This is a genomic window from bacterium (genome assembly GCA_030654305.1).
In the GTDB taxonomy this organism is placed as follows: domain Bacteria; phylum Krumholzibacteriota; class Krumholzibacteriia; order LZORAL124-64-63; family LZORAL124-64-63; genus PNOJ01.
The window spans coordinates 1-13,237 of record JAURXS010000294.1 but is presented as its reverse complement, the minus strand read 5'-3'; the positions used below and the strand labels follow the sequence as shown (position 1 = coordinate 13,237).

The window sequence follows — 13,237 nt, the reverse complement described above, 5'->3', positions numbered from 1 at the left end:
GGTCTGGCCGCCGCGGCCCGGCGTGACGCCCGCCACGATGTTGGTGCCGTAGCCGAGCATGGACTTCGCGTGGAAGCTCCCGTCGCGGCCGGTGATGCCCTGGATCAGGATCTTCGTCTCGCGCGTGCAGAAAATCGCCATGGTTCGCTCCTGTTCTTGTCGCCGGTTGCGGTGCGGCGGGTTCTACTTGCCGGCGAGTGCCAGGGCCTTCTGCACGGCCTCGTCCATGGTGGCGGCCCCGATCAGGTCGGTCTTCGCGAGCAGCTCGCGGGCTTCGGCCTCGTTGGTGCCGGTCAGGCGCACCACGATGGGCACCCCGATCTCCATGCGCTCGGTGGCGGCGATGATCCCGCGGGCGACGTCGTCGCAGCGCGTGATGCCGCCGAAGATGTTGAACAGGATCACCTCGACGTTCGGGTCGCCCAGGATGATGCGCAGGGCGTTGACGACCTTGTCCGGGTTCGAGCTGCCGCCGATGTCCAGGAAGTTGGCCGGGCGGCCGCCGTAGTACTGCACCAGGTCCATGGTCGCCATCGCCAGGCCGGCGCCGTTCACCAAACAGCCCACGTTGCCGTCGAGCTTCACGAAGGAGAGGTCGGCCTCGCGGGCCATCCGCTCGCTGGGGTTCTCCTCGTCCAGGTCGCGCAGCGCGGCGTAGCCCGGATGGCGGAAGAGCGCGTTGTCGTCCAGGTTGATCTTGGCGTCGATCGCCTTGCCGACGCCCTGGTCGGTGAAGATGAAAGGGTTGATCTCGGCCAGGCTGGCGTCGGCGGCCAGGAAGGCCTTGTAGAGCTTCTGCATGGCGTCGGCGAGCTGGCGCGCCCGTTTGACGTCCGGGTCCAGCCGCAGGGCCACCGCCATGGCCTCGTGGTCGAGCAGGCCGAAGCGCGGGTCGATGGCGTGCTTGAGGATGGCCTCGGGCTTCTCGACGGCCACCTTCTCGATCTCCACGCCGCCCTCGGCGCTGGCCATCAGCAGCACGCGCCGGCTGGCGCGGTCCACGAGCATCCCGAGGTAGAACTCCGCGGCGATGGTCTCGGCCGGGGTCACCAGCACCTTGCGCACGGTGTGGCCTTTGATGTCCATGCCCAGGATGTTGCCCGCGTGCGTGCGGACGTCGTCCTCGGTCTTGCAGAACTTGACGCCGCCCGCCTTGCCGCGGCCGCCGGCCAGGACCTGGGACTTGACCATCACGGGCAGCCCGAGCCCGCGCGCGAGCGACAGGGCCTCCTCGACGGTCGTGGCGATCCCGCCCGGCGGCACCGTCAGGCCCGCGTCGCGGAAGATGTCCTTCGCCTGGTACTCGTGGATGTTCACTGATCGACCTCCGGCTGTGAATCTGGAACAGCGCACGGGACGGAAAAACGGGGGAGGGCGTCGGCCCTCCCCCGCCGTCGCGTCACGCGGTGAACTTGCGCAGGACGTCGGCCAGGTCGGGCTTGCCGATCTCCTGCAGGTCGTAACCGACGCGGACCGTCGGCTTGCGGATCTTCACGATGCGGTTCAGGTCGATGGGCGTGCCGATGACCACCGCGTCGCACTCGACCGCGTTGATCGTGGCCTCGAGGTCGCGGACCTGCTCCGCGCCGTAGCCCATGGCCGGCAGCAGGGCGCCGATCTCGGGGTAGATCGCGAAGGTCTCCGCGAGCTTGCCCTTCACCCAGGGGCGCGGGTCCACGAGGTCGGCCGCGCCGGCGCGCATGGCCGCGATCACGCCCGCGCCGTAGGTCATGCCGCCGTGGGTCAGGGTCGGCCCGTCCTCGACCACCAGCACGCGCTTGTCGCGGATCAGCTCCGGGTGGTCGATGGTCAGCGGCGAGGCCGCCTCGATGATCACGCAGTCCGGGTTGATGCTGCGCACGTTCTGGCGCACGGTCTCGATGTTCTCGAACTCGGCCTCGACGACCTTGTTGATGACCACCACGTCGGCCAGGCGCACGTTGGTCTCGCCGGGGTAGTAGGTCAGCTCGTGGCCGGGGCGGTGCGGGTCGGCAACCACCACCAGCAGGTCGGGCTTGTAGAAGGGCGTGTCGTTGTTGCCGCCGTCCCAGAGGATGACGTCGGCCTCCTTCTCGGCCGCGCGCAGGATCTTCTCGTAGTCCACGCCGGCGTAGATCACGCTGCCGCGCGCGACGTGGGGCTCGTACTCCTCCATCTCCTCGATGGTGCAGTCGTGCTTCTTGAGGTCCTCCACGGTCGCGAAGCGCTGGACGGCCTGCTTCTCGAGGTCGCCGTAGGGCATCGGGTGGCGCACCGAGACGACCTTCTTGCCGGCCGCCTCCAGGATCTCGGCGATCCGGCGCGTGGTCTGGCTCTTGCCGCAGCCGGTGCGCACCGCGCAGATGGCGATCACGGGCTTGCTGCTCGGCAGCTGGGTGAGGCGCTCGCCGAGGAGCTTGAAGTCGGCGCCGCAGGAGTTCACCAGCGCGGCCTTGTGCATGACGTCCTCGTGGGCCACGTCGCTGTAGGAGAACACGCAGCACTCCACGCCGTGCTCGGCGATCAGGTCCGGCAGCTCATCCTCGGCGTGGATGGGGATCCCTTTCGGGTAGAGGCGCCCCGCCAGCGCGGCGGGGTAGCGGCGTCCGTCGATGTCGGGGATCTGGGCGGCGGTGAACGCCACCACCTCGTACTTGTCGTCGTCGCGGAAGACGCAGTTGAAGTTGTGGAAGTCGCGTCCGGCGGCGCCGATGATGACGATCTTCTCCCTGCTCATGTCAGCCTCTTTATGTGAACGTGTGCGCGTGCCTCGAAACTTCCCCTGCCGCTGCGCAAGGCGGCGGCCGTCACCGGCTCAGGGAAGACGCTTCACGGCGGCGATGATGGCGGTCGTGGAACGGCCCGCGCGCATGGACACGCGCACGACGTCGCCCCCCCAGCTCCGCACCTCAGCGGCGCCGACGATGTCCGTCTCGGCGTACTCGGCGCCCTTGACCAGGACGTCCGGCCGCGCCAGCTGGATCGTCTCCAGGGGCGTCGGCTCGCCAAAGATGGTCAGCGCGCCGACGGGGCGCAAGTGGGCCAGGACGGCCAGGCGGTCGGGCAGGGAGACGAGGGGGCGGGCGGGGCCTTTCAGGGCGCTGACCGAGGCGTCGTCGTTGACGGCCACCAGCAGGACGTCCCCCAGGGCGGCCGCTTCGGCCAGGTACTCGACGTGGCCGCGGTGCAGCAGGTCGAAGCAGCCGTTGGTGAAGACGAGGCGGCGGCCGGCGCGGCGCAGCTCCCCGGCCCAGGCGGCCAGGTCCTCGCGGGGCACCACCGGCGCCGGGGCGGTCACGTGCGCCGGGGCGGTCACTTGCGCACCGCTTCGCGGATCTGGGCGGCGGTGATCGTCGCGGTGCCCAGCTCGCGCACGGCCAGGCCGGCGGCGTGGTTGGCGAGGTTGGCGGCGTCCAGGTAGGGGGCGCCGGCCGCCAGCGCCGCGGCGTACACGGCGATGACCGTGTCGCCGGCCCCGGTGACGTCGAAGACCTCGCGGGCCTCGGTCGGCAGGTGGTGCTCGGCGCCGCCGCGCTCGAACAGCGCCATGCCGTGCTCGCCCCGGGTGACCAGGACGCAGCCGGCGCCGGTGCGGGCGAGCAGTTCGGCGCCGGCGAAGCGCAGGCTGGCCAGGTCGTGGATCGCGATGCCCGTGGCCTGGCCGGCCTCCTTCTGGTTCGGCGTGAGCGAGGTGCAGCCGCGGTACTGGGTGTAGTCGCCGCGCTTGGGGTCGACCACCACGGGCACGCCGGCGGCCGCGCCGGCGTCCAGGACCTCCCGCAGCAGGGAGTCGGCGAGCACGCCCTTGCCGTAGTCTGACAGCACGATCCCGTCGAACGGGCCCAGCCGCCGCAGACGCGCGGCCAGTTCGGCCAGCGTCGCCTCCTCCAGCGGCTCGTCCGACTCGACGTCGGCGCGCACGACCTGCTGGCTGTGGGCGATGATGCGGGTCTTGAGCGTGGTGCGGCGGCCGGCGAGGCGCAGCAGGCCGTCGTCCGGGATCCCCGCCTCGGCCAGCAGTTCGGCGAGGCGCAGCGACGTCGCGCCGTCGCCCGCGACCGCGATCAGCGCCACGTCGGCGCCGAGGGCGCGGATGTTGGCGGCCACGTTGGCCGCGCCGCCCAGCTTGTCGGTCTCGCGGCGCAGCCGGACCACCGGCACGGGCGCCTCGGGGCTGATGCGGTCCACCTCGCCCCAGAGGAAGCGGTCGAGCATGGCGTCGCCGACGACCGCCAGGCGCAGCCCGGCCAGCCGGTCGAGGATGTCGAGGCTGCGGGAGAGCATGTCGGCTCCAGGGAGGGGGTTGGCGTCCGGTCGCGCCAGGAGGCTATCACCGCGGCCAGGCGCCGTCAACGGGACTGGCTGTCCGCGCGGCCGTGCGCTATGATGCGGCGGTCAACGACACCACCGATACGGAGGCACGATCTTGGAAAAGAACCAGCCGGCGCCGGCGCAGCAGCTCAGCGTGGAACTCGATCCCGACGTCGCGCACGGCACCTACACCAACCTGGCCCTGATCACCCACAGCCCCAGCGAGTTCGTCGTGGACTTCGCCCGCATGATGCCCGGGCTGCCCAAGGCCAAGATCCACGCCCGGATGATCATGACCCCGCAGAACGCCAAGGGCCTGCTCAAGACGCTCGAGGCGAACATCCGCCGGTACGAGGAGTCCCACGGCGAGATCAAGCTGCCCGGCCTGCCCGGCAAGGACCTCGGCTTCCACTCCACCGACAGCCGGAACTGACGTTCAGTCCACCAGCCTCCGGAAGCGGGCCGCCGCGAGCGCCAGCAGGATCACGAGCATCCCCGCCAGGACGGCCAGGTGGCCGGCGTTCCCGGCGAGGCCCCAGCCGCGCCCGATCATGTTGTGGAAGATCGTCACGGCCTGCCCCGTGGGCAGGGCCATGGCGATCTTCTGCATGAAGCCCGGCACGACTTCCAGCGGCCACCAGAGGCCGCCCAGGGAAGCCATCAGCATCGAGGCGGTCATGCCCAGGCCGTCGGCCTGACCCGGGGTGCGGCAGAACGTCGCCACGCACAGCGACAGCGCCGAACTGACGGCGGTGAACAGCACCATCGTCAGGACGAGCGCGCCGGGGCTGCCGCCGTAATCCATCCCCGGCAGCAGCAGGTTCAGGCCAAGCAGGACGGTCGCCTGGACCAGCCCCACGACCAGCGGCCCCAGGAACAGGCCCATCGCCAGCAGCCACGGCGACGCGGCCGCCAGGCGCAGGCGCCGCAGCGTGCCGTTGCGGCGCTCGGTCACGACGTCGCGCACGCTCATCAGCATGAACATCATCACGAACATGAGCGTGTAGCTGGGACCGGTGTGCTGGAAACCGCTGGTGAATCCGGTCAGGGCGCTCGGCTGCGGTTCGCCGCCGAGCCGGCCGAGGGTGCGGACCTCCAGCGTGACGCGCGGGTCGCGCCAGATCGAGTCGAAGCGCGCCTCGTCGAAACCGGCTTCGGCGCGGCGGCCGGCGGACAGGAATTCCAGCCGCAGCACGGCCTCCTCCAGGACCGTGCGCACGGTCTGGGCCGAGGCGCGGTCGGGATCGTAGGCCAGCGAGAGCGCGGCCGTCCGGCCCGCGGCCAGGTCCGCGTCGAAGGCGGGCGGGATGTGCAGCGCCGCGGTGCGGCTGCCCGCGTCGACCAGGGAGCGGGCCAGGTCCCAGGACCCGGCGCTGTCGGCCACGACGATGCGGTAGCTGTCGCGGCCGCCGAGGGCCGCGACCAGGGCGCCCGACGCGGGCCCCCGGGACTCGTCGTAGACCGTCACCTCGGGCGCCTCCGGCGCGCCGCCGCCCATGTCGCCGAAGATCATCCCCATCAGCACCGTGAACATCAGCGGCATGCCGAAGAGCCAGAAGAGGCTCGCCCGGTCGGCCGCGACCTGCCGCACGTGCAGGGCCACCAGGGCCCGGATCACCCCCGTGTTCACAGCAGGCCCGCCTTTCCGCCCCGGCGCCGGTAGATCGCCACGGAGACCGCCAGCAGCGCCGCCGCGATCCCGAACAGGACGGCGACGCGCGGCAGGATGTCGCCCACGCCGCGTCCGTGCACGACGATGTCGTTGAAGGTCCGATTGGCCCAGTAGTTGGGCGTGAAGCGGCCCGCCGCCTGCAGCGCCGCCGGCATCTGGTCGACGTTGATGAAGTTGCCGCCGACCAGCGCCATGAACAGCGTGACGCCCGTGGAGATGGTGCCCATCTGCTTCTCGTTCGCGGTCAGCAGCGCCAGGGGCAGGAACAGCGAGGCCAGCATCGCGCTGGTGGCGACCGCGGCCAAGGGCAGGGCCAGGGGATCCGGGCCGAGGCTCATGCGGAACAGCAGCCGGCCCGCCGCGAACAGCACGACCAGTTGCAGCAGCCCGTTGAGCATGGCGAAGAGCCACTTGCCGACCAGCAGGTCGGAGCTCCCCAGCGGGGCGACGAGCAGCCGCCGCAGCGTGCCGCCGGCGCGCTCGCGGTGCAGATCGCCGGCGGCGGCGGCGGCGGCGAACATCAGGAAGAAGATCCCCATCCCCGGCAGGATGTAGTCGAACATGTTGGTCGAGGGCCCGACTCCCTCCACCTCCTGCCCGGTGCGGTCGACCACGGTCAGCGCCACGGCCGGCGGCGCGAACGCGTCGGACAGGGCCACCTGGTGGTCGAGGATGGCTTCGAACTTGAGGCGCGCGGCCTCGGCCTCCGGCGAGCGGTCGCGGACGCGCCGCCAGACGGCGGCCAAGGAGTCGCCCGCCAGCAGGTCGCCGAACGGATCGGGCTCGCCCGCGGCGGGGAACCCGTCGGCTGGCCAAGCCGCGAGGTACACGGCCTCCCCGCCCTGCACCCGCATCAGCATCCGGCGCAGGATCTGCTCGACGATGTCGGCCTGCAGCGCGCTGACCGGATCCTTCCAGACGCCGATCGCGACCCGCTCGGGCGACAGCAGCGCCTGGAGGTCGCCGGGCAGCAGCACCGCGGCGCGGGCCTCCCCGCTGCGGACCAGGCGGTCGGCCGCGGCGGAGTCGCACCAGACCGGCGTGAAGAGACCGCTCTCCCGCAGCGCCCGCTCCAGTGGCTCCTTCAGCAGCGACGGCGGGTCGCCGACCAGCGCCAGCGGGATGGCCTCGATCTCGGGCGCGCCGCCGCCGAAGCCGCCGAACGAGATCCCCAGCACGGCCGTCAGCATCAGCGGCAGCAGGAGCGTCACGACCACGGCCTGGCGGTCCGACCACCAGCGGCGGATGTCCTTGGTCACCAGCACGCGCAGCATGGCAGACTCCTACTCGCGCAGGGCGCGGCCGGTGATCTTCAGGTAGAGCGATTCCAGGTTGGGACGGATCACCTCGAGCTGGTCGAGGCCCAGGCCGCCGGCCGACAGCTCGGCCTGCAGGCGCGGCAGCAGCGCGGCGCCGTCGCGGCAGTGGATCTCGAGCTTGCCCCGGCGCAGGTCCGCGAAGGTCACGTCCGGCCAGGCGGCGGCCGCCGCCGCGGCCGGCGCCAGCGCCGCGGCCGGCACCTGCACCCGCACGACGTCGTGCTCGCCGATCTGCCGGATGAGCTCCTCCTTGTCGCCCAGCGCCGCGAGGCGGCCGTGGTCGATGACCCCGATCCGGTCGCAGAGGTGTTCGGCTTCCTCGAGGTAGTGCGTCGTGTACAGCACGGTCAGGCCGCGGGCGTTCATGCTGCGGATCAGGTCCAGGATGCGCGAGCGCGCCTGCGCGTCGATCCCCACGGTGGGCTCGTCCAGAAACAGGATGTCCGGGTCGTGGACCAGGCCGAGCATGATGTTCAGCCGCCGCTTCATGCCGCCGCTGAAGCCCTTGACCGGGCGGCGGGCGTGCTCGGCGAGTTCGGCCAGCTCGAGCAGCTCCCCGACGCGGGTCTTGAGGCGTGGGCCGGACAGGCCGTAGAGGCGGCCGAAGGTGGCGAGGTTCTGCTCGGCGGACAGCTCCTCGTACAGGGCCAGCTCCTGCGGCACCACGCCGATGCGGCGGCGGACGGCGCCGGGCTCGGCCGCGACGTCGTGGCCGCAGACCGAGGCCGAACCGGCGTCGGCGGGCAGCAGGGTGGACAGCACCGAGATCGTCGTGGTCTTGCCGGCGCCGTTGGGCCCCAGCAGGCCGAAGATCTCGCCGGGGCCGACCGCGAAGCTCAGGTCGTCGACGGCGCGCAGGTTGCCGAACGACTTCACCAGGTTGCGGACCTTGATCATGCGTCGTCCTTTCGGGGCGGCTGCGTCTTCCAGCGCCGGTGCACCCAGAACCAGTGGTCGGGGTGGCGGCGGACGAACTCCGCCAGGCGGTCGGTGTGCGCCTGGGTCAGGGCGAGCACGGCCGACGCCTCGTCCTGTGTCGGGTCGGGCTCGATCGCGGGGGTGACGTGCGCCACGTGGCGCCCGTCCGGCTGCCGCACCAGGAAGACCGGCACGATGGGGCAGCCCAGCTTCCAGGCGAAGTACGCGAGACCGGGGGGCGTTGATGCGGGCGCGCCGAGGAATTCCACGAACACGCCCTCGAGGCCGGCGTTGACGTCCGGGAGCATGGCCGCGGTGCCGCCCACCCGCAGGAGCTTCACCAACTGCCGCACCGAGCCGTCCGCGCGGATGGCCTGGACGCCCGAGCGGGCGCGGATCGCATTCTGGAGGCGGTCCACGTGCGGGTTGCTCTGCTGGCGGACCACCACCTGCAGCGGGTAGCCGTGGGCCGTCAGCGCCGCGCCGAGCAGTTCGAAGTTGCCGAAGTGGCCCGTGGTGAAGATGAAGCCGCGGCCGGAGGCGCGCAGCGGCTCCAGGATGCCGGGGTCGTCGAGATCGACCAGCTCGCGGATCCGCTCGGGCGTGAGGTCGTCCATCGCCATGAACTCGAACAGGGAGGTCGTGATCTGCTGGTAGGCGCGCACCGCCACGTCGCGGCGCGCCGCCTCGTCCCAGTCGGGGAAGGCCTGGCGCAGCTGCGCCAGAGCCACGTCACGCCGGTAGCCCCAGAAGCGGAACGCCGCCTCGCCCAGGCGCCGTCCCGCGGATCGCCGCCCACCGGCCGACAGGCGCCGCACGACGTTCCGCACGGCGACCAGCGCGGCGTATTCCAGTCGCCAGCGCACGCTCTTCAGGGATCGGGCCACGGCGCCTCCCGCAACGGGACGGGCACCGCGCCCGCCCTCAAGGGATCCAGATCCTACGCGCCACCCGTCCCGCGGGCAACCTCACGATCAGCCCGGCCATCTCCAGCGCCAGCAGGCCTTCCAGCCAGACGACCTCGCTCCCCGCCCAGCTGCGGCGCAGCTCCGACAGGCGCAGTCCCGTCAGGTCGAGACGGTCCCAGATCCAGCGGGCCGCCGAACCGGCGAGCGGCAGCGGCGCGCCGTTTTCCGGTCCCGCCCCGCTTCCTGCCTCGCCCGACGACGGCCGCGGCCGGCCCAGCACGTCGAACACGTCGCGCGCTCCCTCGGCGAGGTGGGCCCCCTGCCGCAGCAGGTGGTGGCAGCCCCGGCAGCCGTCGTCGTCCACCGGGCCGGGGACGGCGAACACCTCGCGTCCCTGGTTCAGGCCGAGGAAGGCCGTCTGCAGGGCGCCGCTGCGCAGGGGCGCCTCGACCACCACCACGCCCCGCGCCAGACCCGAGATCAGGCGGTTGCGGCGGGGGAAGACGAAGGGCAACGGCGCGACACCGTCCTCGGCCTCGGTGACGGTGCAACCGCCCGCCTCGATCCGCCGCCGCAGGTCGACGTGGCACGACGGGTAGGTGCGGTCCACGCCCGTGGCCATGACCGCCACGGTGGGCCCGCCGCCGGCGAGCGCGCCCTCGTGCACCGCGGCGTCGATGCCCAGCGCCATCCCGCTCACGACGGTCCAGCCGGCGGCGGCCAGGTCCCGGGCCAGCCGGTGCGCCACCGCCCGGCCGCGGGGCGAGGGACGGCGCGTTCCGACCACGGCGATCGACGGGGTCGACAGCGTCGCCGGATCGCCGGCGCCGCGCACGCGCACCGGCGGCGTGTCGATGGTGCGCCAGGGTTCGGGCCAGAGGGGGTCGCGGGGCGTCAGCGTCCAGACGGCGCCGGGACCGGCGCACGGAGAAACGCGTTCCACCTGCATGGAACGTCCTTCCCGGGAGGGAACGGCGGGAGGCGGCGTGTCGTCAGTCGGTGGCGGCCAGCGCGGCCCGGTAGAGGTCCCGCAGCACGTGCCGCAGGGCTTCGATCCCCTGGCCGGTCACCGCCGAGATGCAGTACGGGCCGCCGGCGCCGTTGTCGGCGGTCCAGCCGGCAACCTCGTCGCGCAGCTCCTCGATGGCCTCGGGATCGATGAGGTCCAGCTTGTTCAGCACCACGGTGCACGGCAGCTCGCTCAGCCGCTGGCCGTAGGCCAGCAGTTCCTGGCGCAGCACCGCCAGGGTCGCCACCGGCGCCGGGTCGCTGACGTCGATGAGGTAGACCAGGGCCCGCGTGCGCTCGACGTGGCGCAGGAACTCGTGGCCGAGACCCTTGCCCTCGCTGGCGCCCTCGATCAGGCCGGGGATGTCGGCCAGCGTGCAGCTCACGAAGTCGCCCAGGTCGATGATGCCGAGGTTGGGCACCAGGGTGGTGAACGGGTAGTCGGCGATCTTGGGGCGGGCCGCCGTGAGCCGGCTCAGCAGCGTGGACTTGCCCGCGTTGGGCAGGCCGATCAGGCCGATGTCGGCCAGCAGCTTCAGCTCCAGGCGCAGGCGGCGGGTCTCTCCCGGCCGGCCGGGCGAGGACACGAACGGCGTCTGGGGGTGGGGAGAACGAAACTCGTAGTTGCCGCGGCCGCCCTTGCCGCCGGCGGCCACGCAGAAGCGCTGGCCCGGCGTCGTCAGGTCGCAGATCACGTCGTTGGTGTCGACGTCGTAGACGAGCGTCCCGCAGGGCACGGGCACTTCCTGGCTCTCGCCGTCGCTGCCGGTCTTGTTCCAGCCCCCGCCCATCTGGCCGGGCGTCGCCTTGTAGCTGCGCCGGTAGCGGAAGTCCTGCAGGGTGGAGCTGAGCGACGAGGCGACCAGCCAGATCGAACCGCCGCGCCCGCCGTTGCCGCCGTTGGGGCCGCCGCGGGGCACACCGGCCTCGCGGCGGAAGGCCACGGCCCCGTCGCCTCCCTTGCCCGCGATCGCGGTGATCTCGGCGACGTCGATGAAGTGCACGGTCAGCCTCCGAACGTGGCCGCCGCGCGGCGGAAGCGCGCCGCGGCTTCGCGCAGCGTCGTCTCCCCCGCGGCGTAGCTCAGGCGCAGGTGGTTGGGCACGCCGAAGGGTTCTCCGGGCACGACGGCCAGCTTCTCGGTCTGCAACAGGTGTTCGGCCAGCCGCCAGCAGCCGCCGACCGGCCGCTCGGGGTCGACCAGGCCGCTGACGTCCGCCAGCAAGTAGAAGGCCCCGTCCGGCACAAGGAAGCGCAGACCGGGGATGGTCGCCATGTCGGCGACCAGCACGTCGCGGCGGGCGCGGAAGGCGGCGGCCATCGCCTCGACCTCGTCGCGGCAGTCGAAGGCCACCAGCGACGCCTTCTGCGCGATCGTGTTGACGTTGCTCGTGGAGTGGCTCTGCAGGCGCGTCATCGCGCCGATGGCCTTCTCGTCCGCGATGCCGAAGCCGATGCGCCAGCCCGTCATCGCGTAGCTCTTGGACAGGCCGGTGACCGTCACGATGCGGTGGCGCAGGTCCGGGGCCACGGTCATCAGCGGGATGTGGCCCTCGTCGGTGTAGACCAGGTCCTCGTAGATCTCGTCGGTGAGGATGAAGAAGCTGGTCTTGCGGCAGTACTCGGCCAGGGCTTCCAGCTCGGCGCGCGTGTAGACGGCGCCCGACGGGTTCGACGGGGTGTTGAGGATCAGGGCCTTGGCGCGGCCGGCGCCGGCCCGGTCGAGGTCCTCGGGCGTGATCTTCCAGCCCTGATGCGAGGGCACGACCGGGATCATGCGGGCCCGCAGGGCCGCGATCTGCGCCGGGTAGGTCACCCAGTAGGGCACCGGCACGGCGACCTCGTCGCCCTGGTTCAGCAGGATCGACAGCGCGTTGTAGAGGATCTGCTTGGCGCCGTTGGAGACGATGACCTCGCCCGGCGAGATCGAGACGCCGAGACGCGCCGCGTAGTAGTCGGCGACCTTGCGGCGCAGGGCCGGCAGGCCGGCGCTCGCGGTGTACCCGTTGCCGCCCTCGTCCAGGGCGCGGTGCGCGGCCTCGCGGATCCGCAGCGGCGTGTCGAAGTCCGGTTCGCCCACCGTCAGGTTGATCACCGGCTCGCCGCGGGCGAGCAGCTGCTTAGCCTGCCCGTCCAGCTTCAGGGTCGGGGAATCGTCGATCACGTCCGCCAGCCAGCCCAGCCGCATCTCCATGACCATCACCTCGTGTCGGGATCGTCGCCGCGCCCGGTTGCGCGACGTCTCCTAAATGTGGCTCCCCGCGGGGTCGGGGCAAGGACGAACCGTCCCCGGACGCTGGCGCCGCCGCGGGCGGGCCGGTCAGTCCCTCGCGAAGCGCCGGCGCAGGGCCTCGGCGACGTCCGGGGTGACGAAGGCCGCCAGCGCGCCGCCGCAGCGGGCGACATCGCGCACCAGCGTGCTCGAGATCATGGCCAGCTCGGGCCGCGGGAACAGCACCACGACCTCGAAGCCGGGACTCAGGACGCGATTGAGGGCCGCCATGGCCTGTTCGTGCTCGAGGTCCGCCTGGGAACGCACGCCGCGCAGCACCGCGGTCGCGCCGAGCTCGCGGGCGAGGTCGACGAGTAGGCCCTCGAACCCGACCACGCGGCAGCGGTCGGCGCCGGCGACGCCGGCGAGCGCGCCGCGCGCCAGTTCCACGCGCTCGTCCCGGGCCAGGAGCGTCGACTTGCCGCCGGCGGCCACCGCCACGGTCATCCGGTCGCAGAGGGCGAGCCCCCTCTCCAGGATGTCGAGGTGCCCGCGCGTGAACGGGTCGAAGGTGCCGGGATAGAGGAAGTGGCGCTCGCTCATGGCGATGGCTCCAGCAGGCTGAGGGTGGCGGCGCCGTAGCGCCGGTCGTCGCGACGCCAGCCGTCCGGGGCTGCGCGCAGCGCGCAGCCCTGGTCGTGTTCGAGCACGGCCAAGGCCAGGCGCCCCTGCGCGGACAGCGCCAGGAATCGCTCCCAGAGCGCCGCGCCCGTCCGGTCGGCGTAGGGCGGGTCCGCCAGCAGGATGGTCCCGGGGGCGAGCCGCGGCGCCGCCGCCTCCAGCCAGGCCACGGCGTCGGCGCGGTGCAGTCGCGCCGCGGCGGGATCGGCGCGGCAGGCCGCCAGGTTGG

13 protein-coding genes and 1 pseudogene are annotated in these 13,237 nt (G+C 72.4%); 1 reads left to right on the top strand and 13 read right to left on the bottom strand.

All coding sequences use genetic code 11. The annotated features are described in order from the left end of the window. The 4 genes and pseudogenes from Q7W29_08440 to rfaE1 form a co-directional block, all read right to left on the bottom strand. On the bottom strand, positions 1-141 hold a 141-nt coding region (locus Q7W29_08440; protein MDO9171845.1), incomplete at its 3' end, for a succinate--CoA ligase subunit alpha. Positions 142-183: 42 nt separating this feature from the next. After that, complete coding sequence (gene sucC / locus Q7W29_08435; protein ID MDO9171844.1) at positions 184-1,317, bottom strand: ADP-forming succinate--CoA ligase subunit beta; 1,134 nt, start codon at positions 1,315-1,317, stop codon at positions 184-186. A gap of 82 nt (positions 1,318-1,399) precedes the next feature. Beyond that, the gene (locus Q7W29_08430) at positions 1,400-2,716 is read right to left on the bottom strand and encodes a cyclic 2,3-diphosphoglycerate synthase (GenBank protein ID MDO9171843.1); all 1,317 of its coding nucleotides are present in this window, start codon (positions 2,714-2,716) and stop codon (positions 1,400-1,402) included. Between the two features lie 78 nt (positions 2,717-2,794). Then, positions 2,795-4,263: pseudogene (gene rfaE1 / locus Q7W29_08425) on the bottom strand (D-glycero-beta-D-manno-heptose-7-phosphate kinase). A gap of 142 nt (positions 4,264-4,405) precedes the next feature. Between rfaE1 and Q7W29_08420 the strand changes: the two are divergent. Then, on the top strand, positions 4,406-4,723 hold the full coding sequence (locus Q7W29_08420; protein MDO9171842.1) for a DUF3467 domain-containing protein: 318 nt from the start codon (positions 4,406-4,408) through the stop codon (positions 4,721-4,723). A gap of 3 nt (positions 4,724-4,726) precedes the next feature. Here Q7W29_08420 and Q7W29_08415 read toward each other — a convergent pair whose 3' ends face one another. From Q7W29_08415 to Q7W29_08375, 9 genes are all read right to left on the bottom strand, one after another. Beyond that, positions 4,727-5,920: an ABC transporter permease gene (locus Q7W29_08415; protein MDO9171841.1), complete on the bottom strand. Its 1,194-nt coding sequence runs from the start codon at positions 5,918-5,920 to the stop codon at positions 4,727-4,729. Next, positions 5,917-7,236, bottom strand: coding sequence for an ABC transporter permease (locus tag Q7W29_08410; protein MDO9171840.1), 1,320 nt, complete (start codon positions 7,234-7,236; stop codon positions 5,917-5,919). Before Q7W29_08410 ends, Q7W29_08415 begins: the two co-directional genes overlap by 4 nt. Before the next feature lie 9 nt (positions 7,237-7,245). After that, positions 7,246-8,178, bottom strand: coding sequence for an ABC transporter ATP-binding protein (locus tag Q7W29_08405; protein MDO9171839.1), 933 nt, complete (start codon positions 8,176-8,178; stop codon positions 7,246-7,248). Beyond that, complete coding sequence (locus Q7W29_08400) at positions 8,175-9,086, bottom strand: lysophospholipid acyltransferase family protein (protein MDO9171838.1); 912 nt, start codon at positions 9,084-9,086, stop codon at positions 8,175-8,177. The genes Q7W29_08405 and Q7W29_08400 overlap by 4 nt, the downstream gene beginning before the upstream one ends. Positions 9,087-9,123: 37 nt before the next feature. After that, a complete protein-coding gene (gene dprA / locus Q7W29_08395) occupies positions 9,124-10,056 on the bottom strand; it encodes a DNA-processing protein DprA (protein MDO9171837.1) in 933 nt (310 codons plus the stop codon). Positions 10,057-10,099: 43 nt separating this feature from the next. After that, positions 10,100-11,119 (bottom strand): GTPase ObgE, encoded by a 1,020-nt coding sequence (obgE, locus tag Q7W29_08390; protein ID MDO9171836.1) that lies wholly within the window; start codon positions 11,117-11,119, stop codon positions 10,100-10,102. A gap of 2 nt (positions 11,120-11,121) precedes the next feature. Then, positions 11,122-12,309 carry a pyridoxal phosphate-dependent aminotransferase gene (locus Q7W29_08385; GenBank protein ID MDO9171835.1) on the bottom strand — a complete coding sequence of 396 codons (1,188 nt, stop codon included), beginning with the start codon at positions 12,307-12,309 and terminating at the stop codon, positions 11,122-11,124. Between the two features lie 126 nt (positions 12,310-12,435). Beyond that, positions 12,436-12,930: a pantetheine-phosphate adenylyltransferase gene (coaD, locus tag Q7W29_08380; protein MDO9171834.1), complete on the bottom strand. Its 495-nt coding sequence runs from the start codon at positions 12,928-12,930 to the stop codon at positions 12,436-12,438. Continuing rightward, a partial coding sequence (locus Q7W29_08375) for a hypothetical protein (GenBank protein MDO9171833.1) occupies positions 12,927-13,237 on the bottom strand: 311 nt, incomplete at its 5' end. The genes coaD and Q7W29_08375, both read right to left, overlap by 4 nt.

Excerpts from the sequence above, each read along its gene's own strand:
- Q7W29_08410 (MDO9171840.1), bottom strand. The coding sequence starts at position 7,236 with ATGCTGCGCGTGCTGGTGACCAAGGACATCCGCCGCTGGTGGTCGGAC.
- Q7W29_08405 (MDO9171839.1), bottom strand. The coding sequence starts at position 8,178 with ATGATCAAGGTCCGCAACCTGGTGAAGTCGTTCGGCAACCTGCGCGCC.
- Q7W29_08430 (MDO9171843.1), bottom strand. The coding sequence starts at position 2,716 with ATGAGCAGGGAGAAGATCGTCATCATCGGCGCCGCCGGACGCGACTTC.
- dprA (MDO9171837.1), bottom strand. The coding sequence starts at position 10,056 with ATGCAGGTGGAACGCGTTTCTCCGTGCGCCGGTCCCGGCGCCGTCTGG.
- coaD (MDO9171834.1), bottom strand. The coding sequence starts at position 12,930 with ATGAGCGAGCGCCACTTCCTCTATCCCGGCACCTTCGACCCGTTCACG.
- Q7W29_08385 (MDO9171835.1), bottom strand. The coding sequence starts at position 12,309 with ATGGAGATGCGGCTGGGCTGGCTGGCGGACGTGATCGACGATTCCCCG.